The sequence below is a fragment of the Flammeovirga sp. MY04 genome (assembly GCF_001682195.2).
Taxonomy (GTDB): domain Bacteria; phylum Bacteroidota; class Bacteroidia; order Cytophagales; family Flammeovirgaceae; genus Flammeovirga; species Flammeovirga yaeyamensis.
Map to the genome: position 1 here is coordinate 1,740,447 of NZ_CP003561.2, position 20,455 is coordinate 1,760,901.

Sequence of the window (20,455 nt, forward strand, 5' to 3'; positions counted from 1 at the left end):
TTAGAAGGTATAGAGATTACTTTGAAATATTTGTTTACCTTTTTGGAATAAATCGCATAGTTAATATCTGGTTAGTGACATTCTTTTATTATTTCAACCAATTATTCTGAGGTGTATTTATTGTTAGACAATGCTAAAATTTAAGCGATAATATTCCTTTCAATATATTCCATAGGATGATTAGTATGTGGAATAAACGAAAGGCTACCTCAAATACTATGAGGTAGCCTTAATGCCTTCATTACGTAAAACACAACGTGTAATACTTAACAAATTGACTTACTTAATTATGATTTTTGAAGTTCTTCTTCCATTCTTTAAGAAGTAAATTCCTTTTGGTAATTCACTTATTTGAATGTTATTGTTTTCTACAGATGGATTCAACTTAATCACCTGACCCATTGCATTAACAATGATAATATCTGCTTGTTGATCTAACCCCTCTACTATAATTTGTACTGATGCAGGATTAGGGTAAATCAATAATTTTTCTTCTTTTAAATGATCACCAATAGAAGTTAGATCATCTTGTCTATAAGTGGCTGTAATCGTGATTGCTTTTTCAGGCATCGTTACTGTTGTTTCTTCAGCCATTGCATCGGCTAAATACTCAACATCACCAGACCACTCAAGGAAGACAAAACCTGTTTCTGCAGCATCCGCCTTGATGTTCACCACTTGTCCTACTTCATATACACCTGAACCAGTACCTTTTTCGATAGTTAATGCAAATGTTTCAACATCAGCTTCTCTATAAGTAGCCGTTAATGAAACCGCTGAAGAAGGCATAGTTACCGTTGTCGAAGTAGAATTTACATCAGTTATATGCTCCGTATCTCCAGTCCATTTATCAAATACATAACCGTCCATTGGTAATTCTGCAGAAATTTCTACTGTTGTTCCTGCTTCGTAATCTCCTGATCCTGATCCTTTGTTTACGGTTAATGTATAAGTAGTAGCATCTGCATATGTTGCTGTAATTTCTACATTCATGGCAGGCATCGTAAGCGTAGTTGTAGCACTATTAGGATTCACCAAATAATCTGTATCTCCAGTCCAAGCCACAAATCTCTTTCCGGCTAAATTGTTTGCAGCTACTTCAATTTGTGCATCTTCAAAATAAGTACCTGAACCTGTTCCCTCATTCACTGTCAGAGTATATGATTGAGTAGTCGATTCTACATAATTGGCAGTTAACTCAATATTTCTTCCTGGCATGATTAACTTCGTTGATGCTTGATTCGCATCCTCTAAATAACCTGTTGAACCCGTCCAGTTTTTGAAAACATACCCAGCAGGTGCATCGTCTGCAACAATATCAATTTCTTGTCCTTGAGGATAGAAACCTGACCCTGTACCATTTACCACTTTTAATTCTTTATCGAGTGCAGCACCGCTCCATTTGATATTATCAATATTAATATCACCGTATGTACTTGTATTCTGACCTGTCGTTACCAATCTGATTTTAACATCACCTTCATAAGATAGGTTCTGTAAATAGATCTGTTTACGGTTTTTATCCACTTGCCATTCACCTTGAAGTTCATCATTTAAATAGATTTCTAATCCACCTAAATCTTTATTGTTCTTTACATCAACTGAGAATGTAGTAATACCACCCGATACAACTCCTTCAAAACTAGGAGCTGGATTTGTGCCTGGCTTTCTAAGTTTAATGTTTCTTCCGTCTAATGTGTTGATGTTTTTTGCTTGAACGAATGTCCAAGTTATTCCACCATCACCAACGTAATCTCCATTTCCCCAAGAAGTAGAAATATCTGGGAAGTAATCAAAAGTTTCGTGTCCACCTGAAGTTAAACCTGATTGGGAAACAGTGATGATTTTATTCTCACACCCTGCAATTGTGATAATCGCCGTTCTTATATCTGCTGTATTGTTTGATGGCATAGTTACCGTTAGCTCATCATTTTCTTTTGAAATTTCTACAAAAGATTTATCCACATGTACATCATATGAACCTGATGCAGTAATTGTAACCGTTTTTGTTCCACCAGTCGAAGCAAAATCAAGTACACTTTCTGATACTGAAATGTCACAAGAAAGATCCACTTTAGGAAGTTTTCTTCTCCATGGTCCAGTACCTGCAGTGGCAACATAATAATATGGCTCACCATTCTCCATTATAATCTTTGACTGATTACTCACTGAGTGAACAATCGCTGTATTGTTAGCTACGCCTAATGTCCAATCCGACCATTCAATAGAGCCATCTTGTTGTAATTCTCCAATAAATGAACCTAATCCCCTCTTATGGTTATCTACGGATGTATTGATGATTACATGATCACCGTATGCCGCTAAACCAGACATTTTGATAGGCTTACCAGGAATCACCCACTTTTCTGGACGAAGTATTAAAGATGTAGGGACATCAAAACCAGCATTCACCCAATTCGATTCCGTATTCCAAGTATCATCACTTAAATATTTATTGATATATACTGCTGTATTTCCACCAATTGTAGTAGAAGCCACTAACCATGATGTTCCATCACCTCTATCCCAAACGTAGGCATCTTTAGAATTCGAAAGACCAATTGATGAAGTCCATACATACGACATATCTGCTTGGCGAACACCTCTGAAAATAATACCATCTGCATTATTTGTATCTGAACGCCCAAAAACAATATCAGAATTATTTGGATCTACCCATACATCTCTAATGTCCAATTCATCATAGTCTGCAGAGGATATTTTCACCCAATCTTCTGTTCCATTATATACATTGACAATATTATTTGCCATGTAAATACCTCCAGGGTTTGTAGAAGATCCTCTCATACTTACATACACTCTTTCGGGATGATTAGGATCTGCAACTATTACTCTGAAATTTCTAGATGGCAAACCTTGTGTCACACCAGGGTTATTTGGTTCATAACCACCAATTAATTTCCAATCTTCTTTTTCTCCAATACTTGTTAGATCTAACTCTTTAGCATAAAGACCACCTGCAGTTTGCGATGGCGCACCAAAACCTTTTCTCGCATCAATTAATACTAATTCAGGTGTCGTCTCAGTCACTAAAACTGACATCACGTTGGTTACACCTTGTGGGTTTTCGTGTGATGTCCATGAATATCCATGATCTATACTTTGTAACATACCATGGTCTGCATTACCTTGAATCATATAGTTTTTATAACTAAAAACGTCATAAGCATATGGTGATGCAAAACCTCTAGTATGTGCCATTGTATGACTTCCTGCACTTGGTACAATCTCACCATACACTTCCCACCAGCTACCTGCTGAACAAGGGAAACCATTATTTGATGGATCTCCAAGGAATACATTCATACCACCCATTGAAATCACATAAGGATCTTGCCATGTTGATGGAGAATAATCGTATGCTCTAACAATAAATGCTCTACTCTCCCAACCTACATCAAAAGTGAAACAGTTACCGTTAGACCCTGCCGTAGGTTTTTCAATAATTTTCTCCCAAGCATAGTCGACTAATTCGTGATTATCATTAAAGTTTAAAGTACATTCCCAAAGGCCAACACGGTTCGCATTATCGTTCCATACCGTTCCGATAAGCATTTTATTTTGATTGATAGGCGATTTCGGATCCACTTTAGGATTGAACCATTCCGCAGAATCAATTAAGCCATCCATAATTTTCACCCACTCACCTAAATCACCATTCTCTTCTACTTTTGCATAATATACCGCCCATCGTTTGTCGGCATAATTATCATTAGCTACTGTCTGATAAGTCGCATACGCATGACGACCATCAGGAGATAATTCGATACCTCTTGATCCGCCATCAGGTCTTTTGTTAACATTCGCTGCTTCACCCGCACCATCCAAAGCATCTGTCGGCTTGGCTACTTTTGTAAACGTTTCTCCATTATCCTTTGAGATATACACGCCGGAAGCGGCACTTAAATATATGTAATCTGTAACAGGGTGAATTTCTACACCAAATACATGACGGTAACCTTCAGTCGGTTCGTAAACCACCTTTTTCCAGTTCACTCCAGCGTCTTGAGATAAGTATATTTCTCTTACCCCATTAAATTTACCAGATGATATATTTTGGACAGGATCACAAATAGCTGCTTGTCCTTTTTGAGGATCTTTGTTTTGCCAACCTGGAGCAAGAACAACAGTATTATAATCTCTTGATACTGCAATAGAAGCAATTGCATCGCCTCTAGTAATATCGATCATGTTCCACGTCACCTCATGGTAATTGGCTGCTCCTGCATTATCTGTATAAGAAGCACCATATAAACCTCCTTGGTACATTCTAGATCCACCAATTTCTTGCTCAACGGTAAACGACATACCATGGCTTAAATCTCTACTAACATATTGCCAAGATTGTCCGTAGTCATCAGAACGATAAATACCTTCCATATCAGAAGAAAACCAAATTCGTCCTTCCACATTTCTATCAAAATAAAGGTCTTGAATCTGACCTCCACCACCTGGGTTCAAACTTTCCCAAGCATTTTCTTGCCCCCATGTATCCGGTTGGGCTTGTACTGTTATCCATGCTGTGAACATGAATAAGAAGCTGAATAGTTTAAGTAAAATTTTCATCATAGTCATACTTATGTAGTCTAAGATTTTTATGTAGTTATGTTAGACTCAAAAAATTAAAAAGAGTTTACAACCGTAAGTTCTTATTTGAACGACATTACAATTTTAAGACTTGATGAGGGGGGAATACTTCCAATTTGCAATTTAGTAGTAAATCAGAAGTCTATTCAAGACTATTAAAAGATGACAATCAGGTAGTTATAATCTACTTTAGTTTTAATCTTTTGAAGTTCGTTCATAAAAAAAAGGGAGATCGCTGGCCTTTTTCTAGCTTACGATCTCCACTTTTTCTAATAAGATACTTTATTTTTTGATCTTGAATGTCTTATCATTTACTCTTAGGATATACATCCCTTTAGGTAAATAATTTAAAACAATCGTATCTCCTTTTTGATAATCATTCTGATACACAATATTTCCAGTGATTGAGAAAATGGTCACCGTTCCTTGATCAACCCCTTGAAGCTTGATTTGATCATTAAATGGATTTGGATAAACCTTAACTTCCTCATCAAGTAGCTGATTAGAAACCACTCTTCTTGCTCCAGATGGTGCGTTCCATTCAATATCATCTAATTGAACATCAGCATTGTTATAACCTGTAAATTCTAGAGCAACACTTCCTGTTAAATCAATATTGTTGATCGTAAATGTATTCGACCCAGAATTGGCTGCGATATCAAATTGTCCAATGGTATTCCCATTTGCTTTTACAATAACACCACTTGAATTTGCAGATCCTGTAGGTGCCGCTTTAAATGTAAGCGTTGATAATCCATTCAATGTCGTCGATAAACTACCACCCGCATTATTATCTAATTTCACCGTATTTCCATTAATGGTTTGTGTTCTCTTAATCACACTATAATTCCACACCTGACCATCATTTCCTACAAATGATCCTGATGACCAATCGTTTAGGGTACCCAATAAGTCAAAAGTCTCAAATCCACTATCATCTGATGGAATATCCACATAAGTCGCAGTTATTGTGGCTCCATTAGATGGCATTGTAAATTGAGTTGAAGCATTATTACGATTCGCTAAATGCTGTACTGCTCCTGTCCACTCGTTAAATTGTTTGCCAGCAGCCGGAGCATTTGCGGTAACAGTTATTGTCTCCCCAGCTGCATAACTACCACTTCCCGATCCGTTATTTACGGTTAGTTGATAAAGTGTTACCGACGAATTGTCTTTCCAACTGATATCATCCAACTGAACATCAGAGGCATTCATTCCTCTAAATTCTAGAGCTGTTGTACCTGTTTCATCCAAAATCGGAATCACAAATTCTTGAGGTGCTGCTCCTTTAGCAATTTCAAATGATTGGTTCATCTGACCATTTACATACACCTCAACACCACTTGGAGAACCCGTTCCCGTTGGTGCTGCCCAGAAACTCAAATAAGTCAGACCATTTGATAAAGAAGTAGATAAACTTCCGTTGGCACTATTGTCTAACTTAATGGTATTCCCATTGATAGTGGATGTTCTTTTCACTTGAACATAATCCCAAGTCAGACCATAATTTCCCACAAAACTACCATCGGCCCATTGGTTCTCTGTTGGCATATTATCCAATGTTTCAGTGAACAAATCTCCTGAAGGAGGAGGAGTAATCGATGCCCCTTCTTGAGTGATTGATATGGATACATTTTTACATCCAGCCACTGTTAATGTCGCATTTCTAGATTGTTCCGATGTATTTGCAGAAGCTACCAAACTAATTTGGTTATTTGATGTTGACACTGACAACCACCCCTGATTAGAGCTTGCTGAAAAAGCGTCTGTACTCGTCACTGAAATATTTTGCGTTCCGCCATTGCTAGCAAAGGCAACACTATTTGGATTAACAGATAACGAACAAGTTGGAGGAGTAACAGCTGAAGAAATTTGTCTTCTCCAAGGTCCAGTTCCCGCCAAAGCCACATAGTAGTACGGCACTCCGTCTTCTACTCTCACTTTAGCTTGTAGTGAAGTAGGGTTTTCGATATCTCTATCATTATCAGATGCTCTAGTCCAATCCGACCATTGCACTGTTCCATTATTTTGAATCACCCCAATAAAAGATCCGTTTCCTTTTTTATGATTACTTACCTCTGAATTGGCCACAATACGATCATCAAAAGCAGCTAAACCACCAATGGAAATCGGTTCGTTTGGTTCTACCCATTTTTCAGGTCGAATTTCCAATGTTTTGGCAACATCTAATCCTGTAAAGGTCCAATTACTCGGATCATTCCAATCTGCATTTCTTGGTGTTTTCAATATATGAACTCCATACACATTATTGATCTGAGCAGCAGCTACTAACCAAGTTTGACCATCTTTTTCCCAAGCATAAATATCCGATGTATTCTTACTTGCTGTTTCCATATTCGTCCAAGTGTAAGAACCATTCGACTGACGAACACCTCTATAAATGGAGCCTGCAGAACCTGATCCAGCCGAACGTACATAAATGTAATTACCGTTGTTAGGATCAACCCAAACATCTCTAAAATCTCTATATCCCATACTCGATTCTGAGATTTTTCTCCAAGAACCATTTCCGTTATACACTGCTAAAATATCATCGGTCATGTACACACCTCCTTCGATATTTGCTCCGCCCCAATTCTTTCCTCTCATAGTCACATAAACACGCTTAGGATTGCTCGGATCGTACTGCATTGCACGATAATTCCTTGATGGCAAACCATTGGTTGTACCCGAATTATTTGGTGTAAAACCACCTATCAATTTCCAATCTTCTGCATTTCCAATTCTATCCAATTCGATTGGTTTAGCATACAAACCACCCACACTTTGACTCGGTGCTCCATAACCTTTACGTGCATCCATTAATACAAGAGCAGGATTAGTTGGTACTGTTAAAACAGACATTGCATTGGTAATTCCCTGAGGACCATGTTCTGATGTCCAAGAATACCCATTATCCAAACTTTGTAAGATACCATGATCAGCACACCCTTGAATCATATAGCTTTTATAACTATCGACATCATAGCAATATGGTGAAGAAAAACCTCTTTCATGTGACATTGCCAATCCCTCTTGATAATATATCACTTCTCCATAAACTTCCTTCCAACTAGAACAAGGGAAATCAACAGCATCAGCATCCGTTAAGAAAACATTCATTCCTCCCATCGAGATAATTTGATGTTGATTCCAAGATTTTGGAGTATAATCACATGTTCTTACGATAAAATCTCGACGTTCCCAGCTTGGTTCAAAATCAAAACATCTGTTGTTTTTAGGAAGGTTTAGAATCTGTTCCCAATTGTAAGAAGTTATATTTCCAGAACCATTAAAATTCACGGTAGCCTCCCACAAACCAATTCTGTTTTTATTATCATTCCAAACAGTTCCTACTAATAATCTGTGTTCCGTAGCTGTCGATCTTGGATCCACTTTAGGATCATACCACTCGGCTGTATCTGTTAAGCCATCCATAATTTTCGTCCAACCGCCGGTAATACCCGTAGATGACGTTTTCGCTACAAAAACTGCCCATCTTCTATCGGCATACGTAGAACCTCCTTGCGTTTGATAAGTCGCATAAATGTACTTTCCATCAGGCGATAAGCCAACACCTCTCGATCCTCCATCTGGTCGTTTTGTAATTGAAGTAGCATTCCCTGCAGGACCAATAGCTTCCGATGGTTTAGCAATTAAATTAAATGAATTGCCACCATTAGAAGATACAAAAACTCCCGATGCTGCACCCAAATAGATATTATCGTTTGTAGGATGAATGGCCACCCCAAAAACATTACGATATCCATTAGTATTATCATACTTTACCTTGGTCCAAGTGGCTCCTCTATCTTTCGATAAATAAATGTTTCTTTCCCCATTGAACTTATCGGATTGAAGATTTTGATTAGGGTCGATTAACGATCCCTGCCCTTTTTGAGGATCTTTGTTCTGCCAACCCGGAGCCAAAACAACTGTTTGAAAATCAGAAGAAATAGCAATAGAAGCAATGGCATCTCCCCTAGTTTCTTCAATCATGTCCCAAGAAACATTATGATGGTTACTTGCTCCCGGATTAACGGCAACATGTGCACCATACAAACCTCCTTGATACAATTTACTGCCTCCTTCTTCTTGGGCGATACAAAAAGCCATACCATGACTTAAATCCTTGGACACATACTGCCAAGACTGACCAAAATCGTCTGAGCGATACACTCCTTCCATATCGCTTGAAAACCAAATACGGCCTTCAACATTACGGTCAAAATAGACATCTTGAATTTGTCCACCTCCGCCAGGATTAAGACTTTCCCAACGGTTCTCTTTACCCCAATTCGGGTCTTGAGCATTTCCTATAAAAGGAATCATAGCCAGAATAAATAGCATTCTGAAGCTGGTTTTGAGTAGTACTCGGTTCATTTCAATTATACTTTAGTTAGTAATTCATTGAAGCCGTCGTAGGACTTCGCATAAGTAAAATTCTGTGGCCAAAGTACTTTTGGGGATACTTCAAATGTGTTCTATTTTGTAAATTAGGAGAAATCGTTAGAAGAGGATTTAAGTGTGAAGCTTAACAATTCTTGGTTGTAATGTAAGCAGTCGCCCATCCCCATCTATTATGCCTCAAATTCCTGACTTAATTTTACGTCATCATTAAAACGTAGATATTATGTCAAAAAAAGCAGAAATGTATACTCATATAGCATCATGGAAAACTAGTGGTTTACAACAAAAAGCTTATTGTCAACTTCATTCAATTAAGTTATCCACTTTTCATTATTGGGTAGTAAAACAACGTAAAGAAAATACAAATCCAGCTATGGGGAGTTTCATCCCTGTCAAAGTACCGAAGAAGGTTGAACAGACCGTTAAGACCGTTACTCTTGAATATCCCAATGGAGTAAAACTCCATCTTTCAGATCGAGAACTATTAAAAGAAGCAATTCATTTTTTCTAATGTTATCTCTTCGTAATACAGATCGTATTTACCTGTACAGTAAATTTACAGATATGCGAAAAGGGTTTAATGGTTTGAGTAATATCATTATTTCTACGATGGATTTATCGGTAACAAGTGGAGATATCTTTGTTTTTATCAACCGGAGTAAAGACAAGATTAAACTTCTTAGGTTTGAAAGAGGAGGTTTTTGTTTATACTATAAAAGACTGGAAAGAGGTAGATTTGAACTTCCTAAAGGTTTTGGAGAACGCAAAAATATAGCACTAACCTCCACCGAAATGATGATGATAATTGAAGGTATTTCTTTAGAAAAAAGAGGTCAAAAAGTACGTTTTTAGTATTAAAATCGCTACTTTTGTAAGGTGAGTAAGGATGATAAAATAGCGAATTTAGAACAAGAAAATGCACAACTGAAGACACAGTTGTCAATGCTTCAAAGTATGCTTTACGGTTCTAAATCAGAGAAACGAAAACAAGCGGATATACCCGATAATCAGCTCTCTATTTTCGCTCAAGACAAAGAGCAGAAAACGGAGCCTTCTCAGGAGATTACCGTTCCTGCTCACAAACGCAAAAAGAAAAAGCCTGTACGAACAGCTTTACCAGAGCACCTGGAACGTGTAGAAGAAGTGATTGAACCTGATCACGATTTGGATGGATGGCATAAAGTAGGAGAAGATATTACGGAAGTACTCGAATGTGAACCTGCCCGTTTATTCGTTCGTAGAATTATTCGCCCTCGTTACGTTCGTGATGCAGATCAAGAGAACAGCGAGTTTAGTCAAGCGAATTTACCGTCAGATTTACCATTTCCCAAGTCAAGTACATCGGCAAGTTTAGCCGCACAGATGGTCGTGAGTAAATTTATCGATCATATCCCCATCCATCGTTTTATCAAGCAATTTGAAAGACAAGGCGTTTATCTAAAAAATACAACGCTCATAGACTTACAAAAAAGAACGGCGGATAAACTGAGTATTTTATACGACACGCTCACTCAAAAAATACAGCAAAGTAACTACCTTCAAATCGATGAATCGACCATAAAGGTGATGGGGACAGGTAAAAAAGGAAAACCACACCAAGGATATATGTGGTATTACCTTGATCCTAAAGCCAAATTATTATCGATTCATTATGCAAGCGGTCGAGATCGGAAATATTTAAAAGAACATCTGCATAATTTTTCAGGTTATGCTCAAACCGATGGCTATAAAGCTTACGATTATTTTGACCAAACAACAACAATTACACAGCTCAATTGTTGGGCTCACGCACGTCGATACTTTTTTGAAGCACATAAAGGTGGAGATAAAAGGGCATTGGAGGCAGTGAACCTTATTGGTCAGCTGTACGAACTAGAAAAATCACTGAAAGAAGAATCTAATCCAGAAATCATCTATCAGCAAAGGCAAAAGTATGCTCTTCCAGTAATCAATACACTTTTTGAGTGGGCAAAAAAGCTAACCGTCTTACCTAAATCTCAGTTAGGAAAAGCAATACATTATCTTCTCAATAGAGAAAAAGGACTCCGAATGTACTTAACTGACGGTAAACTTTTGATTGATAATAACCCCATAGAAAATAAAATTCGTCCACTTGCTATTGGTCGAAAAAATTACATGTTTGCAGGAAATGAAGAAGGAGCAAAACAAGCTGCCATGTTCTATGCCTTTTTTGCAACAGCCAAAATGAACGACATTGAACCTTTTGAATGGCTAAAATCAACGCTAGAAAAAATAGATGATCAGCCGATCAATAAAATTGAGGAATTACTGCCGGTGAAGTAGTATATAGCGGGATGGGCGACTGCTTACGTTGTAATAATATAAATGAATAGTTTTAAGTTTGCTTTATTAAACTATCATTCCATAAAACTTGACTGACTTGACTATGAAAAAAAATAGCTATACTATATTAATTTCAATAATTATCATTTTTGTTTTTTTCTTATCAAAACCAATATTTGAAAGTTACAAAAACACAGATACTCTTATAAATAAAATAGGTTGTAGACTTTATGAATTTAATTCTATAAATGTAAAATCAAATGTTGATTTGAAAAAAATTGAAATTCGAAACAATGGGCAAATTGTATTTGCAAATGGTCATCAAAAAAATAATATGAAACAAGAGTATGGCCATACAACTTTAGAAGTATACTATGATAATCTTCTCATCACAGAAATTAGCCATTTTAAAAGTAATAATTGGTATGTCAATCAATATGATTTTATAATAACCGAAACAAATAATGAAATTAAGGTTTCATATTCTATTTCAGGTCCAAATTCAAAGACTGATAGTTACCAAAAGAGATATATTTATGATCAATCAAATAATTTGATAAGGAATGATTATTATAATTTAGATGGTGAGAAATATGATTCACGAGTAATCATGTAATTCCTCTCTTAATGATTAAAAACTCAATTATATTTTAATGAAAATAACACAACTTCTTCTTTCATTCATACTTTTCCCTTTCATCTTACACTCACAAAACCTATCAAAAATTGATGCAGGAGAAGTCGTCTACATACAAGATAATAAGGTGTACATTCAAGCTGAAAGTTCTTTGAATTTTGATACCTATGAAAAAGTCACAAAAACAATTAAAGCACAAGGAGAAATAGTTTCTTCTAATGGACATTCTACCTCCTATAAAATACCTCAACATATTGTAGATGCTTATTTTAAACATTTACCTTTCATCATACTATTTGATGGAAAATCAAAAGAATTGGGTAAAGCCCACTTTCTTCATGTTGAATTTTATGATGGATCACCTTCTACGGATTTTTACTGTGTCTATCAAATAGAAAATGTAACTCCTAATCAAGGATATTACTTTTATATTTCCTCTCTTCTCAAAGATCATTTTGATGTAGCAAATCAGAAAACACTCGATGAAGGTAATTATGAAAAGGTTGTTTTAGAGTATTATCAATCCAATAACATCTCTCTTCTCTATGATTATTATAGTGTAGAAGCCATTGAGATTAATGATGAAGTATTTTTACTAAGCAAGCTTCAAAACCAATACTTCATTTTCAATTACAATAAAGAAAGTGAATCAATTAAAGAAGTTTATAGAAGTGAAAAGAATGTCTGTTTTATTCGGTTTTATCCTTTTTTTGTGGATGATAAATTGAAGTTGCTCATGAAAGAATTGGAGTGTGAAACGGATGCAATGTGGGATAATGTGTTGAGTTTAGAAGGTCAGGTTCTAAAATAAAACTAACTAATCCAAGGGTTATAAAACCTTAAAAAAATTAGCAAAAGCACTATTCTAAGTGTCAATATCATATAGTAGTATACATTTTTTATAGGCTCAAGTATACGACCCTTGAGGTAAATAATTCACACTTTAATCCAATCTACCATGAGAATTAAAATATCATTATTCACTTTATTCATCCTTATGGGATTCAATTTATTAGCCCAAGATTCAAAATATATCGAAGTCACAGGAAGTGCCGAAATGTTTGTCGAAGCAGATGAATTCGTATTCGTCATTGGTATATCAGAGTACTGGATTGAGGAATTTGAAAAGAAAAAAGAATTCAAAGATTACAAAAATAAAGTCGCTATTGGTGAGATAGAAAGTCAGTTATTAAAAGACTTAAAAGCGATAGGTATCAAAAAAGATCAGATTAAATCTACTGAAGTAGGAAATTATTGGAGACACCAAGGAAAAGAGTTCTTAGTAAGTAAAAAATTAGAAATAAGTTTAACCGATTTCAGTGTCATCAACAAGATTGTTTCTACAGTCGATCGAAAAGGCATTAAAAATATGTACATCGGTGAGTTGAAAAATAAAGAGCTTCCGAATTTTAGAAAAGACGTTAAGAAACAAGCTTTATTGGCTGCTAAAGAAAAAGCGGAATACCTAGTAGAAACCTTAGGTAATGAGTTAGGTTCTATTATTTCTATTGAAGAAATAAATAATGATAATGCTTATTATAGACCTGCTGCAGCAAGAAGCAATGTGATGATGAGTGCTGGCGAAAGTGCCGAAGCAGATACTGAAAAGAACATTAAACTGAGATACGAGATTCGAACAAGGTTTGAGATTAAGTAATCGCTCAAAATAAAAAAGCAGCTTTGGATAGTTCCAAAGCTGCTTTTTTTATAATTAAAAATGAAATAAATTATTTTATTAATCTATTTTCCAATTCTTTAATACGATCAGATGATAATTTTAAAAAGACATTAGGATCAACACCAAAAGCTTTCCCAAATTTTACAGCATTTTTATCACTAATATTTATCTGTCTGTTTAGAATTTTATTAATCACACCATACCCTACTCCAGAGAATTCACCAGCTTTCCTTAAAGAAAAACGATGACGGTCCATAAGTTCTTTTAGATATGTTACGGGTTCAAAAATAATCTCTTCTTTCTGACCTTTACTTTCATACTTAGTGATTAAAAAATCCAGATGATCAATTAAATCACTATTTGATTCGTCTTTTTGCCTCTCAAGATCCCAAAGTAATTCACAATACTCATCATATTGTTCATCATTAGTTATCAAGGAAAACGATATATTTTTATTCTGTTGTACCATAACTTTGACAAATATTAATTTTGCTATATTCAGCATGAGTCAAACCCGCTCTAACATATATAACAACTTTTATTCTTCAAAAATCATTTCAATATTTTTAAAATAAATCTTCAATTAAAAAGAGGCTACCCCCATCATTAAGGAAATAACCTCTTTATCAAATAACAGATTTATATGATTATTAGTTTACTATTTTCAAATACTCATCCTCCACTTTCAACACATATTGTCCTTTTGATAAATGGCTCAAATCAATCAAATTGCCTTCCAAATAATCTTCTTGATGCACCACCTGACCATACAAATTATAAATATATACCCGCGTTTGTCCACACCCTTTGATTTTGATTTCAGAGTTGAAAGGATTGGGGTATACCGTTAATGTTTGATGTTGCCCACCAATAGAAGTTGGACTTTCAGGTTCGTCTGGAGTTTCTTCCTCTTCGTTTTCCTCTTCCTCATTTTCACCCTCTTCTTCTCCAGGCTCTTCAGGAGTTTCCTCTTCTACAACTGCTCCTTTTTGTTGAATATCTACAACAATATCTTTACAACCTTTCAAGACAATTTCAGCTATACGATCTTGTTCTGATGTATTTTCTGTTACAGTGATATTCAATACCTGATCTACCTTCTCTACAGTAATCCAATCACTTAACGACTCTACTTCCCATGCTTCAACAGAAGAAATTGTTAATTGATCTTCTCCTCCTACCTCTGTAAATGATAAGGATTGTTCATCGACTGAGAAGTCGCAAGTAACTACTTCTTTTACATCCATTTGTCGCCTCCAAGGACCTGTCCCGGCTAATGCTACATAATAATAAGGTCGATCATTTTCGATTTTTACTTTTGCTTGTAAAGACATTGGGTTTTCAATATCTCTGTTGTTACCCGGAGCTCTAGTCCAATCCGACCATGCTACCGAACCATCTTCCTGAATCTCTCCCAAGTACGTTCCATTACCTTTTTTATGTGTGCTTACTTCAGAAGAAATGACAATATGATTTCCAAAAGCGGCCAAACCTCTTAACGTAATATTCTGATTCTCCCACCAATCTTGAGGACGAATTTCTAACGTTTTAGCGACATCTAACCCTGTAAATTCCCATGATGAAGTAGCGTTCCAATCATTACTTTGTGGATTTGTATTAAGGTATACTCCCTTTTTGTTATTGATATTTCCTGCCACGACCAAATACGTCTGACCGTTGAAATCCCAAGCATATAAATCAGTCGCTCCACTAACATTGTTTTCCATATTGGTCCATGTGTAAGAACCATCCGATTGTCTTTCTCCTCTATACAAATGTGCATTTGATCCATCCGATCGAACATAAACATATTTATTGTTATTCGGATCCACCCAAATATCTCTAAAGTCTTTGTATCCCATGGATGATAAAGATATCTTCCTCCAATGAGCTGTCCCATTAAATACAGCAACAATATCATCGGCAACATAAATTCCTCCTTCAATATTTTCTCCACCATAGTTCTTGCCTCTCATCGTCACATAAACTCTTTTTACAAGGCTTGGATCGTAGGTCATTGCCCTGTAATTTCTTGAAGGTAATCCATTCGTAGTTTGTACTTGGTTAGGCACCCCTCCACCAATTAATTTCCAGTTACCAGGCCACCCGATATTGTCTAAGTTTATCTCTTTAGCATATAACCCACCAGCACTATGACTAGGAATACCATACCCTTTTCTAGCATCAATAAGTACTAGAGCTGGCGTGGTAGGTACTGTTAATACTGACATTGCATTGGTAATACCATTCGGTCCTCTGTGAGCCGTCCAAGAATAACCATGATCCAAACTTTGCATAATTCCATGGTCTGCACAACCTTGAATCATATAGCTTTTATAAGCATCCACATCATAACAATACGTCGATGAAAAACCTCTTTCATGAGACATTGCTAAGTCATCATGATGATAGATCACCTCACCATATATTTCTTTCCAACTAGAACACGGGAACTCAGGTACATCCACATCTGAAATAAATAAATTCATTCCTCCCATAGCGACTACTTGATGTTTACTCCATGTCGTAGGGGTATAATCTACTGACCTTACAATAAGATCTCTGTTTTCCCAACTTGGTTCAAAATCGAAACATCTTCCGTCTTTAGGGAGGTTTAGAATCATATCCCATTGGTAATTTGATAAATCGCCTGCATCATCAAAATTAACGGTAGCTTCCCATAGGCCAATTCTATTGTTGTTGTTATTCCATACAGTACCAACCGCAACTTTATGTTCTTTTGCTGTTGATCTAGGATCCACTTTAGGGTCGTACCACTCAGCATTAGCTGGTAACTCATCCATTATTTTTGTCCAACCACCTTCAATTCCTGTATCAGAAAGTTTGGCCATAAATACCGCCCAACGTTTGTTGCCATAATTACCTCCACCTTGAGTTTGATAGGTCGCATACATATATTTTCCATCAGGGGATAACCCTAAACCTCTTGATCCTCCATCTGGACGACTATTCAAATTCGAAGAAGATCCTGCCGGATTCAACGCTTCTGAAGGTTTTGCAATTCTCTGAAAAGTTGTTCCTCCATCAGATGAGACGAATACTCCAGAGGCTGCACCTATATATATATTATCGTTGGTTGGATGAATGGCCACACTAAATACGTTTCTATATCCATCTGTTGGGTCATATTTTACAGTCGTCCACGTCTCTCCTCTATCTTTTGATAAATAAATGATACGTTCTCCATTCAGCTTATCTGATCCTAAACCCTGACTAGGTGTACAAATAGCCGTCTGCCCTTTTTGAGGGTCTTTATTTTGCCATCCCGGTGCCAAAACAACTGTTTGATAATCACTAGATACCGCTATAGCAGCAATCGCATCTCCTTTAGTAATATCAATCATTTCCCAGGAAACATTGTGTGGGTCGTCAGCATTGGGGTTAATAGCAATACTTGCCCCATATAAACCACCTTGATATAATTTTTCTCCTCCTGCTTCTTGTTCAATACAGAAGGCCATACCGTGACTCAAATCATTAGAAACATATTGCCAGCTTTCTCCAAAATCGTCCGATCGGTAAACCCCTTCCATATCGCTGGAAAACCACAATCTACCCTCCACATTTTTATCAAAGTAAATATCTTGTACCTGTCCGCCAGCTCCAGGGTTTAAACTTTCCCAACGGTCAATCTCCCCCCATTGTTCTTCTTGAGCAAAGACCCAAAAAGGGCACATTAAAAAAAGTAATAATACGCTTTGTATTCGTAGTGTAAATTTCATTGCTAATTCGTTTAGATTTCTTCGAACTAAAGAAGGAAATGCCGTTCTATAGTCCTATTTTGAAAATCAGAAGAATTTGATTTCTAAAATAGAAGAAAAACTCCCCTACCATAGGCAGGAGAGTTTTGTACATTTTTGTCCGTTTTTTATTGCGGTATTCCCGCATAAGAATATTCATCACTTTCATCATAACCATATCGAATGGCTTTAGCTTTTAGCTGAGTGATATTTTCCATCTGAATTGGAGAAGTATATATATGCCATCGTTGGTCATCATTCATTTGATAAGCAATCGATGCTCCTTCTGTATCACAAGTCAATACCATTTTTTGATCTTGTACTTGCGATTTTGGAGTTTGTGTCTTTGGCTGAACTCCACCTGGCCACATTTGTTCTGCCTGATCAAATTCGTTCAACTCATATAAATCTTTGGTATCTTGTTGCCATTGTGTAAGATCCTTTCTCAATCTTTCTAAAACCTCTTTGTATTCTTTATTAGCAGCAAGATTATTCAATTCATAAGGATCATTTTCTGTGTCGTATAATTCCTCTTCAACATTTTTAGGGTGATACAACCAATACGACTGATCTCTATTTAATTTCTTTTTCTCGTCCTGATCCAATAAGTGATGCATCAGAGGCATTTGATTTAAGAAAGTAATTTGCTGGCTGTAATTCACCTCTGGTTGGAAGTTTCTCACATATCTATATTTCTTATCTCGAATTGTTCTTCTCACATCGTAACGATTATCCATACGATCTCTCGCACCATATACATAATCTCTTGGTTGTTCTATTAATGATGAAGCCATCGAACGACCTTGCATCCAACTCGGTTTTTCAACACCAGCCCATTCTAGAACCGTTGGAGCAAAATCGATAAAACTCACTAAATCATCATTTCTTGTTCCCGGTTGAAAATGCTCATTTTGATATTTCTCTGGCATATACACCACCAATGGACATTTAGTACCGCTATCGTATATCCATCTTTTTGCTCTTGGTAAACAGTCACCGTGATCTGATGTCACCATAATGATGGTATTCTCTTCCAAGCCATCTTCTTTCAATTGCTTCAAGATATTCCCGATCTGTACGTCCATACGACTTACATTATCATATAAACGGGCTATATGTGATCTCGAAATATCATTATCAGGATAATATGGAGGAACAGTCACGTCTTCTAAAGCTACCTTTTTCGACTCATCGTACGGAGGTCTTTTTTGCACATCGGGAGCCAATTTACTGACATCAATATTAAAGTCCTCGAAGAAACGTTCTTTTGTACTGTCTGGCCAAATATTGATTTCGTGAGTAATTTCAAATGTATAATAAATAAAGAATGGACGATCTTTGTCTTCTTCCGAACGATCTCTCCATGATGGATAATCTACTACTTCATCCCAAATTGTAAACGGATCACCAAACTGATAATCCAATTTTCTATAACTCGCCGTCCAATACCCAGAGGCTCTAAGTAACTCTGGAAAAGCCTTTACTTCTGATGGTGGAACTGCATTATAATTGGGGAATCCAGGCATTGGAATCACACTCTTACTCTGACGCATATGTTGTGTTCCAATAGTAGTCGGATACATACCTGTTATTATCGAAGATCGGCTTGGCGCACACACCCCTGCCACCGAAAAGGCATTATCGTAAACCACACCTCCATTGGCTAATTTATTAATGTTAGGCGTATACGCTAAAGAATCTCCATAGCAGGCCCAACGCTGACTTAAATCTTCTGCTACCAACCAAATGATATTAGGTCGGTCCGTTTCTGATGCAACAGTTGCTTTTTCCTTTTTTAATGTATTACAGTTTGTCAATAAAAAAGTGAGAAGCGATAAATAAAAAAATATTCTCATGATGATGTTTAATTTTCTATCGCAAATTCTCACTTCTCTGCCTTAAAAGACTTTTAATTGATAAACTAGAATAGAATTAGGTGGACTTAATATGTCTTTGGGGGTATTTATAAATTTTAATTGATATAATTATTTCCAAAATAAACAATCACCTATTTTTTATCCCTCAGATCCGAAGGCGGAAATCCATAATATTTTTTGAACACCTTACTCATATGGGCGATATGACTAAAGTTTAAATCGAAGGCAATTTCGGTTAAGCTTTTATCGGTATAAGAGATTTGACGGTGTACCTCCTCTACTTTCATTTGATTATAAAACTGAAGCACCGGTTGATCGAAGATAGATTTAAAAATACGGTTCAATTTCGAAACACTCATTCCATATTCCTCGCTTAATTCAGTGAGATTAGGTTGTTCAGAAAAATCAGAAAGATAGGTATCTTTTAATTGCATCATGGCCTTTAAATCCTCAGGATGGATATTGGTTTTTATATTAGAAGACTCTTTCTCCATCTTCTCTATTATCGCACCCATAATATCGGCCGATCTACTAAAGAAAGTAATGTGTCTTCTTTTATCCTTCTCTACGTTGGCAATAATGGTTTTCACATGGTTCTCTATCTCTACATCAAGAGAAAAATATTGTAACCATGGCGATTTATTATCAAAAAGTGTTTTTAGTTTATAATCCGGATTTGGTGTATTAAAGCTGTTGAATAGCTCTAAAGAAAAACGTAAGGTGATCCATTGACAATGTGCATCAACAGGAAACTCTAGTTCAAACTTCTGACTAGAATTATAGATAAATACACCAAGATTGGTAAATTTCTTTGTTTGCTCTTTGCTATAAAATGATCCTGTAAAACCAATACGAACAATAATAAAATGTTTCTCATCGTCTGGGCTGTATTTTACCAAAATGGGTTTCTTACTATAGAGATTAAAGATGTCAATAAACATATCTTCTAAGAAGCAAATTGAATTGGCCTTTACTTCTAACCAACTATTATTGATCAAAAGTTCTTCCCCATCCCAAGAACCTCCAAGTTCTTTTGCTATTTGTTCGTAACCACTTTGGTGGTTCGTATCAGTTGTTGAGAGAATGTATTTATCTTCCATATGGTTTAATGTCAAATCCTGTAACTAATATAGTATTCTATCCTTCGAAATCATATAGTAAGGGCTTATTATCAGTGATT

12 protein-coding genes are annotated in these 20,455 nt (G+C 36.2%); 6 read left to right on the forward strand and 6 right to left on the reverse strand.

All coding sequences use genetic code 11. From position 1 onward, the window contains the following. Window positions 1-279 precede the first annotated feature (279 nt). The gene (locus MY04_RS26255; protein ID WP_158297930.1) at window positions 280-4,590 is read right to left on the reverse strand and encodes an InlB B-repeat-containing protein; all 4,311 of its coding nucleotides are present in this window, start codon (window positions 4,588-4,590) and stop codon (window positions 280-282) included. Between the two features lie 300 nt (window positions 4,591-4,890). Beyond that, a complete protein-coding gene (locus tag MY04_RS26260) occupies window positions 4,891-8,991 on the reverse strand; it encodes an InlB B-repeat-containing protein (protein ID WP_084006150.1) in 4,101 nt (1,366 codons plus the stop codon). Between the two features lie 250 nt (window positions 8,992-9,241). On the opposite strand from MY04_RS26260, the gene tnpA reads away from it, so the two are divergent. The 6 genes from tnpA to MY04_RS26290 all read left to right on the forward strand — a co-directional run bounded on the left by tnpA (window position 9,242) and on the right by MY04_RS26290 (window position 13,616). Beyond that, the gene (gene tnpA / locus MY04_RS26265; RefSeq protein WP_066215952.1) at window positions 9,242-9,529 is read left to right on the forward strand and encodes an IS66 family insertion sequence element accessory protein TnpA; all 288 of its coding nucleotides are present in this window, start codon (window positions 9,242-9,244) and stop codon (window positions 9,527-9,529) included. Next, window positions 9,529-9,870, forward strand: a complete 342-nt coding sequence (gene tnpB, locus MY04_RS26270; protein WP_066215954.1) for an IS66 family insertion sequence element accessory protein TnpB — start codon at window positions 9,529-9,531, stop codon at window positions 9,868-9,870. The genes tnpA and tnpB overlap by 1 nt, the downstream gene beginning before the upstream one ends. 24 nt (window positions 9,871-9,894) lie before the next feature. Next, entirely contained in the window at window positions 9,895-11,322 is a 1,428-nt protein-coding gene (gene tnpC / locus MY04_RS26275; RefSeq protein WP_066215956.1) for an IS66 family transposase, read from the forward strand. A gap of 103 nt (window positions 11,323-11,425) precedes the next feature. After that, window positions 11,426-11,938 carry a hypothetical protein gene (locus MY04_RS26280; RefSeq protein WP_066215959.1) on the forward strand — a complete coding sequence of 171 codons (513 nt, stop codon included), beginning with the start codon at window positions 11,426-11,428 and terminating at the stop codon, window positions 11,936-11,938. 37 nt (window positions 11,939-11,975) lie between these two features. Next, a complete protein-coding gene (locus tag MY04_RS26285) occupies window positions 11,976-12,770 on the forward strand; it encodes a hypothetical protein (protein WP_066215961.1) in 795 nt (264 codons plus the stop codon). A 147-nt stretch (window positions 12,771-12,917) separates the two neighbouring features. After that, window positions 12,918-13,616: an SIMPL domain-containing protein gene (locus MY04_RS26290; protein ID WP_066215963.1), complete on the forward strand. Its 699-nt coding sequence runs from the start codon at window positions 12,918-12,920 to the stop codon at window positions 13,614-13,616. Between the two features lie 70 nt (window positions 13,617-13,686). Here the strand turns inward: MY04_RS26290 and MY04_RS26295 are convergent, their stop codons facing one another. The 4 genes from MY04_RS26295 to MY04_RS26310 all read right to left on the reverse strand — a co-directional run bounded on the left by MY04_RS26295 (window position 13,687) and on the right by MY04_RS26310 (window position 20,375). Further along, window positions 13,687-14,142, reverse strand: a complete 456-nt coding sequence (locus tag MY04_RS26295; protein WP_066215964.1) for a helix-turn-helix domain-containing protein — start codon at window positions 14,140-14,142, stop codon at window positions 13,687-13,689. 145 nt (window positions 14,143-14,287) lie between these two features. Next, on the reverse strand, window positions 14,288-17,380 hold the full coding sequence (locus MY04_RS26300; protein ID WP_084006151.1) for a T9SS type A sorting domain-containing protein: 3,093 nt from the start codon (window positions 17,378-17,380) through the stop codon (window positions 14,288-14,290). Window positions 17,381-17,526: 146 nt separating this feature from the next. Then, window positions 17,527-19,254, reverse strand: coding sequence for a sulfatase-like hydrolase/transferase (locus tag MY04_RS26305; protein ID WP_066215966.1), 1,728 nt, complete (start codon window positions 19,252-19,254; stop codon window positions 17,527-17,529). A gap of 152 nt (window positions 19,255-19,406) precedes the next feature. Beyond that, window positions 19,407-20,375, reverse strand: coding sequence for a helix-turn-helix domain-containing protein (locus tag MY04_RS26310; RefSeq protein ID WP_066215969.1), 969 nt, complete (start codon window positions 20,373-20,375; stop codon window positions 19,407-19,409). Between the last annotated feature and the right edge of the window lie 80 nt (window positions 20,376-20,455).